The sequence below is a fragment of the Affinundibacterium flavidum genome (assembly GCF_014284175.1).
In the GTDB taxonomy this organism is placed as follows: Bacteria; Pseudomonadota; Gammaproteobacteria; order Burkholderiales; family Burkholderiaceae_D; genus Undibacterium; species Undibacterium flavidum.
Genome location: NZ_JACOGA010000022.1, coordinates 61,033 through 68,025, shown reverse-complemented (window position 1 = coordinate 68,025; position 6,993 = coordinate 61,033). Strand labels below are relative to the sequence as shown.

At 44.8% G+C, this 6,993-nt stretch carries 6 protein-coding genes and 1 rRNA gene; 6 read left to right on the top strand and 1 reads right to left on the bottom strand.

What is annotated here, in order from left to right:
• From rrf to H8K55_RS19285, 5 genes are all read left to right on the top strand, one after another.
• Nucleotides 1-100, top strand: a 5S ribosomal RNA gene (gene rrf / locus H8K55_RS19305); the annotation flags it as partial.
• A 353-nt stretch (nucleotides 101-453) separates the two neighbouring features.
• The gene (locus tag H8K55_RS19300; RefSeq protein ID WP_186943701.1) at nucleotides 454-1,689 is read left to right on the top strand and encodes a TIGR03862 family flavoprotein; all 1,236 of its coding nucleotides are present in this window, start codon (nucleotides 454-456) and stop codon (nucleotides 1,687-1,689) included.
• Nucleotides 1,690-1,713: 24 nt separating this feature from the next.
• On the top strand, nucleotides 1,714-1,914 hold the full coding sequence (locus H8K55_RS19295; protein ID WP_186943700.1) for a DUF1289 domain-containing protein: 201 nt from the start codon (nucleotides 1,714-1,716) through the stop codon (nucleotides 1,912-1,914).
• A gap of 82 nt (nucleotides 1,915-1,996) precedes the next feature.
• Nucleotides 1,997-3,043, top strand: coding sequence for a carbonic anhydrase (locus tag H8K55_RS19290; protein WP_186943699.1), 1,047 nt, complete (start codon nucleotides 1,997-1,999; stop codon nucleotides 3,041-3,043).
• A gap of 235 nt (nucleotides 3,044-3,278) precedes the next feature.
• The gene (locus tag H8K55_RS19285; protein WP_186943698.1) at nucleotides 3,279-4,106 is read left to right on the top strand and encodes a Rossmann-like and DUF2520 domain-containing protein; all 828 of its coding nucleotides are present in this window, start codon (nucleotides 3,279-3,281) and stop codon (nucleotides 4,104-4,106) included.
• Between the two features lie 61 nt (nucleotides 4,107-4,167).
• On the opposite strand, the gene H8K55_RS19280 is transcribed toward H8K55_RS19285, so the two are convergent.
• Nucleotides 4,168-5,637 carry a sensor domain-containing diguanylate cyclase gene (locus tag H8K55_RS19280; RefSeq protein ID WP_186943697.1) on the bottom strand — a complete coding sequence of 490 codons (1,470 nt, stop codon included), beginning with the start codon at nucleotides 5,635-5,637 and terminating at the stop codon, nucleotides 4,168-4,170.
• A gap of 308 nt (nucleotides 5,638-5,945) precedes the next feature.
• On the opposite strand from H8K55_RS19280, the gene H8K55_RS19275 reads away from it, so the two are divergent.
• Nucleotides 5,946-6,959 carry an AI-2E family transporter gene (locus tag H8K55_RS19275; RefSeq protein WP_186943696.1) on the top strand — a complete coding sequence of 338 codons (1,014 nt, stop codon included), beginning with the start codon at nucleotides 5,946-5,948 and terminating at the stop codon, nucleotides 6,957-6,959.
• Nucleotides 6,960-6,993 lie beyond the last annotated feature (34 nt).

The window sequence follows — 6,993 nt, the reverse complement described above, 5'->3', positions numbered from 1 at the left end:
GCAAGTTGGTACCACACCTTCCCATCCCGAACAGGACCGTGAAACGACTTTGCGCCGATGATAGTGCTGCAACCAGTGTGAAAGTAGGTCATCGTCAGGCTCTTATTCCGCAAAGCCCCTGATTCCAACGAATCAGGGGCTTTTGCTTTTGTTCTTCTGCTTTTGGGAGTTCGATTTTTATCCACACAAATTGCGTACTCGGTTAAAAATAGCATAATTTCCCACCTGACTTTATTGGCTTGCGGGCACGATATTTATCGCTCAAACTGGTGCTCGTACCTCAGAGTAGTGAACCATATCAATCTGCTAAAAGCATTCGTCTGTGTGTGAGTGCTTACGCGGGATCTATTGCCATGCTAAATTAGGTCATTTGAGGTTCTATCTGTCAAAATCGCATGTTTGTCAAAATCACTTCATGCCCCGAAACATCCATTTCAGAAATTTGTTTCAACTATGAATAGTCGTTCTCATCAAATTGTTGCTGTAATTGGCGCTGGCCCAGCGGGTTTGATGGCGGCTGAACAGATCGCGAACGCTGGATACCAAGTGCATGTGTATGATGCAATGCCATCGGCAGGAAGAAAATTCCTCCTGGCTGGCAAGAGCGGGATGAATTTGACGCATGCTGAAGAATTTGAGAAATTTATACGACGTTATCGAGAACGATCACAAGATTTACAAGATTATCTTCAACGATTTGATGCAGAAGAGATTCGATCTTGGGCTAAAAAATTAGGAATCGAAACTTTCATAGGTAGTTCTGGACGCATTTTTCCAGTCGATATGAAGGCAGCACCTCTATTGCGTGCGTGGCTACATCACCTAAGAGAGCAGGGCGTACAATTTCACATGCGGCATAAGTGGATTGCATATGAAAAAAGCACGCTCATATTCACTACACCTGATGGTGCCATCAATATCCAGCCTGATGCAGTTGTATTTGCGATGGGTGGTGCAAGTTGGAAGAGGCTGGGTTCGGATGGAATGTGGGCTGCTATCCTAGAACAAAATGGGATTGCTATCAGCCCTTTTCAGGCGAGTAATTGTGGATTTATGCGCGAATGGAGTGCTCACTTTAGTGAAAGATTTGCTGGCACACCACTAACGAATGTACTCGCGACGGTGAAGTCTTTGACGGGGGGAAACTTATCGCGCCAAGGTCAATTTGTGATCACTGAGCGAGGTGTTGAAGGTAGTTTGATTTACGCGCTATCCGCCGAATTACGAAACCAAATTCGAGCGAATACCTATGCGGAGTTAGTGCTTGATCTCCTGCCTGGTAAGTCAAATGCACGAGTCCTTGATGAATTGGATTCTCCCCGTGGTTCCCGTTCCTTATCAAGCCACCTGCGCAGTAAGTTGGGCTTGCATCCAGTTCATTGTGCATTATTGTATGAATTGCTGACCGAAGCCGAGCTAAAGGATAATGCGGTCTTAGCTGCTAAGATTAAGGCTTTGCCAATTCGTTTAGACAAAACCTGTCCGATTGACGAAGCAATTAGCAGCGCAGGTGGTGTCGATTTTTCGGAATTGGACAAAGATTTGATGCTGAAAGCGCATCCCGGGTGGTTTTGTGCAGGAGAAATGTTGGATTGGGAAGCACCTACCGGCGGTTATCTTTTGAGCGCTTGTTTTGCCACAGGTGCGGCTGCTGGACGTGGGGTAAGCGAGTGGTTAGCGAGTCATTGATTAAAATTTGAATAGAAAAGAACGATGATGTTGAATGTTACTGAAGTAGCCGAGGTAATTTCCCCTTGTGTTAAGTTGTGTAAAATAGACAATGAAACTGGCCTGTGTTCAGGATGTTTACGCACAATTGCAGAAATTACCGTCTGGAGTAAGGCTGATCGAGATACAAAATTACAGATTTGGAAAAAAATTGATGAACGCAAATTGCATGCTGAAAGCAATTAAAACGAGATCAAAAATATTTATGTAGTTCAAGTTTTTCGCGGAAATTGCCGTAATGCACATAACACTAACGGGAAAATCTATCATGCGAACACCTAGCTTGCTCCTCGCTGCCTTGCTCATTGCATCGCAAGCCCTCGCCAACGATCCAGTCACTAAGCCCATCAAACCGGCCTCAGCAAAAGAAGAGGCGTCGAGTCCACAAAAAGAAGAGGCAAAGCCTGCAAAAGAAGCGCCCGCCACTCGTGAATCCCGCAGTGCTGAAACTAGCAGAAAGAAAGAGGCTCAGGCTGCGGATGAGTTGGCAGTAAAAATTGCCGAACGTCTGGCCGTGCTGCGCAAAGAGAAAGATGAAACTAGCAAGCCAGCCGTTCGTCCCTATGTTCGCCCGTATTCGGCTCCGGTTAAAAAGTCCGCCAATCTCGATGAAAAAGCGAAAAAGCATGGATCCGTATCGGATAAGCATTGGGGTTATGAAGGCGATGAAGGTCCACTTGCTTGGGGTAAGCTCAATCCTGCCAACACCAAATGTGATATTGGTGATCGTCAATCACCTATCGATATTCGGGATGGCATACGGGTAGAACTCGATACGATTAACTTCGATTACAAGCCTACCCAATTTCAAGTGATCGATAACGGCCATACGATACAAGTGAATCTGAATGGTGGTAACTACCTTAATGTTTCCGGGAAAAATTTCGAATTACTGCAATTTCATTTTCATCGCCCTTCAGAAGAACGGATAAATGGTAAAGGCTTTGAGATGGTCGCGCATCTGGTGCATAAAGATCGAGAAGGAAAACTTGCGGTAGTCGCCATATTGTTAGAACTGGGCGATCCTCATGCAGTTGTACAGTCGGTATGGAATAACCTTCCACTGGAAAAGAGTGAGGCAGTGAAAGCGCTCAAAAATATCGACCTCAGTCAGCTATTACCTAAACAGCATGGCTATTTCACGTATATGGGATCATTGACCACGCCACCATGTAGTGAAGGTGTATTGTGGCTAGTGCTGAAAGAACCTGTCAGTATCTCCGCTGAGCAAGCAGCGATTTTTGCACGACTATATCCAAACAACGCACGTCCATTACAAAAATCTAGCGGACGTATTATCAAAGAATCGCTCTAATATCGCGCTGTAGCAAAGTAATCCCGCTCAGTTAAGCTCCCAACATCGAGGCTGCATCCTTGGGCAATCAGGAATGCAGTATTGACAGGTTTTGCTCAACTGCATTCGCCTTCGCGTGAATGATGACAATGACGGCTTAGTTTATCTGAACCGCATTACCGTAGTAATATGCTCTATGCTACACAAAGTAGCGTCAAACGGCGGTAAGTGCCACACACTTCAATCATAAACCTGCATGCTTAGTTTAAATATCATTGGCGCTGGACGGGTTGGTCAGACTCTAGGGCGTTTGTTGTCTGATCACCAGCAATTTCAGATTGCTCAGGTGTTCAACCTGACTCCGCAAGCAAATCAAGAAGCCTTAGCGTTTATCGGTGCTGGCACAAGTTTAAGTGAGCTAGCTTTGAGTTTGCCCGCCGATATTACTTTACTCAGTGTTCCGGATGATGATTTTCTTGTCGTAACTGAACAGTTGATTAAGGCGCGCGCTCTGGTTCGAGGCAGTATCTTGTTTCATTGCAGTGGTTCCAAGTCTTCTCAGGATTTGGCGCGCTTATGTCCAGCACTGCATGCTTTAGAAATTCAACTTGCCAGCATTCATCCAGTTCGTAGCTTTGCAGACCCGTCTGCAGTTTGTCGTGATTTCTCCGGCACGATATGCAGCGTAGAAGGAGATCCTCAAGCGCTTGCCGTGTTACTACCAGCGTTTGAAGTGATCGGTGCTCGTATCGTAGGAATTGACCCTCAACAAAAACTCCTCTACCACGCCGCATCAGTATTTGCGAGCAATTATCTGGTGACTTTGATAGACACCGCGATTGCCACTTATTGTGCTGCAGGGGTTGAGCCTGATATCGCACGTCAGATGGCGGCATCTTTGGCTGGCAAGACTTTGGAGAATGTATTCGCCTTGGGTACTCAACAAGCGCTGACTGGGCCTATCAAACGCGGCGATATGCAAACGGTATCGACACAAAGCGCCACGGTGTCGGCGTGGAATGCAGACCGCGGCGCTTTGTATCAAGCCTTTATATTGCCCACTATCGACCTTGCTAAACGATAGCGATGGATAGCGGCCTATAGTAATTTCTTCGCGACCTGTTTCGAGAAATTATTCTGAGACTTCATTCTGAGAAGTACACACTGTTACGGCCACTCTCTTTGGCTTGATACAGCGCAACGTCGGCCCGTTCAAACACACTATCTTCCGTCTCGTGTACCTTGCATTCGGCCACACCCATACTGACAGTTAAGGACAGGCGTCCTTTCGCAAGATCTGTGGTGCGTGAGAAATCGTTGGCTGCAATTGTACTGCGTAAGTTTTCGGAAATGGACGTCGCTTTTTCCAACGAGCAGTTCTTGAGTAAGAGTAAAAATTCTTCACCACCCCAGCGACAAATAACATCACTTTCACGCAAAGAACGACGCGCTATGGCTGCGATTTCTTTGAGTACGTGATCGCCAATTAAGTGGCCATATTTGTCATTCACTTTCTTGAAATGATCAATATCCATTAGCGCGACGCATAAGGGTTGGCGTGAGCGTTCGCTGTCTAGAATCGCTTGTTGGAATACGAAATCGAAAGCTTGTCGATTTAAGAGTTTAGTCAAGGAATCGGTTGCTGCCGATTTTTCTATCCGTTTTTGGTAACGACGTACCGACAGTAGCACGATGAGAATGACGGTCAGCGTGATCGCCAAGCCTATTGCCGCATTCACCAGCAAAAGTTTTTGTAGCGGCTTTAGTTCTGATTCAAGATTTTGTTCAACTAAGAGATGCCAGCCCAGTTCTGGAATGAAGCGCGAATTGACGTAGATCGATTCATCCTCAATGTAGTATTCCAAATGCAAAGAGTCATTCTTCGTATTCGCTAGAATTTGCTTCGCAATTTGATCTAAACCGGGGCTGGTCGAAATATTGATTTTCTTTTGTTTGAAAGAATTTCCAGATAAAACAAGATTGCCTTTTTTATCGACGAAATAGATTTTTCTTTGGAAACGGGATTGATAACTATCGATCAGATTTTTCATCGTGTCGAGCGTGAGTCCGATGCCGACGGCGCCCAAAAATTTACCGTTGTAATCAAGTACGCGGTAGTTCGTGAAGATGGTCATGCTGTCGCGATTTGCCATGTCAATATCGACATTGGTTTCGTATGCAGTTTTCAGATTCTTTACGCGGAAAAACCATTGATCGCGTACTTCGGTTTCTTTGATGGTTTTAAGCAGGCCATCAGGATAATAGTAATTCTTGCTTTGGTCGCTGACTAAGAAACTGGAAATCGCATTGTTTCGCGCTTTGACTTCTTTCAAGTATTTAGAAATCTGGGATGTATCTTGTTCGCCTTCCAAAATCCAATCGCGCACGAAGGTATCATTGGCCATTTGCGCTGATACAAAAACTGGTCGCAACACATCTTTTTGGATTTCTGAATAAACATTGTCGCCGGTTATTGGCAACATGTTTTCTGATAATCCACGACGCAAAGCATCTTTTGAAACTACGTAGCTCGTTGCCAAAACGGCGATAAAACCGAGAATGAGAATTAGTGAAATCCAAATCAACAGACGGTATTGTTTTAATGATTTACTCATAGGCCGGTTGCAGCGCGATTTTTTTGTTGGGAAGTAGGAGAATTACTTTAATCACGGATAGTGATTAGGTGCCAAGATCATACTATAAACCTTCTGCAATAGACTCTGATTTACCGATACTATGCGTATTTTCCATGGGGACATCAGGTTTTACTGTGTAAAAAGAAACAGCTTATTTTCGTGATAACAATGATTTTCGAGGCAAATCCCGTTAGCATGTTAATACTTTGTTTTTCTCTTTCAGAAAACCTGAATTTTTCAACTTCGCCCCCAACTACTTTTCTGCTCCATCACAATTGAGGAAATCTATGCACGTTACGACTAAACCTTCAATGCCTCTGATCGCTTCCTATATTTGTGCCGGCTTGGGATTATTGCTGGTGTTAAAAGCTGGGCTACTGGTCGCGTTATTCTCTGGTTTATTGTTGTATTCGCTGGTACGTTTGCTAACGCCCACCATACAGCGCAAATTTAGCAATCAACAAGCGCGATTAATCGCAGTCGCTTTTCTCTCTTTCCTGATGATCTTAACGATCAGCCTGGGGATTTGGGGAGTCGTGATATTTTTACGGAGTGACGCGGGGAATTTGCAAAGCTTGATGCAAAAGTTGGCAGATTTGCTGGAAACTTCGAGACAGCAATTGCCAGTTTGGCTGACCACTTATTTACCAGAAGACGTGGATGCATTAAAACGCATTTTGACCGAGACCTTGCGCGAACACGCGGGTGAAGCCAAAGTCCTAGGACAAGAAGCTGGTCATTTGATCGTGCATTTGTTGTTAGGGATGGTGATCGGCAGTATGGTTGCCTTACAAGACGTGAGCAGTGTCCATCATTACCGCCCATTTGCGGCAGCTCTGCAACAAAGGATTGCTAACTTGGCTGACATGTTTCATCGGGTGGTATTTGCGCAAGTGCGCATTTCCTTGATTAATACTGCATTTACAGGGATTTTTCTGGCGGTGATTTTGCCGCTTGCCGGGGTTCATTTGCCTTTGGTGAAAAGTATGATCGCGATTACTTTCGTCGCAGGTTTGATACCAGTGATTGGTAATATCATATCGAACACGGTCATCGTGATTGTCAGCCTGTCATATTCATTACATATGGCGGCAATCTCTTTAGCGTTCATGGTGATTATTCATAAGCTAGAATATTTTTTAAATGCGAAAATTATTGGCTCACAAGTCAATGCCAAAGCTTGGGAATTATTGACGGCGATTTTGGTGATGGAAACTTTATTCGGCTTACCAGGCATCGTTGCCGCCCCCGTTTTCTATTCTTACATCAAGAAAGAATTGAGTGAACGTGGCATGGTGTAAGGGCAAGGCATGAGATTGCTGAAACATTGATTAG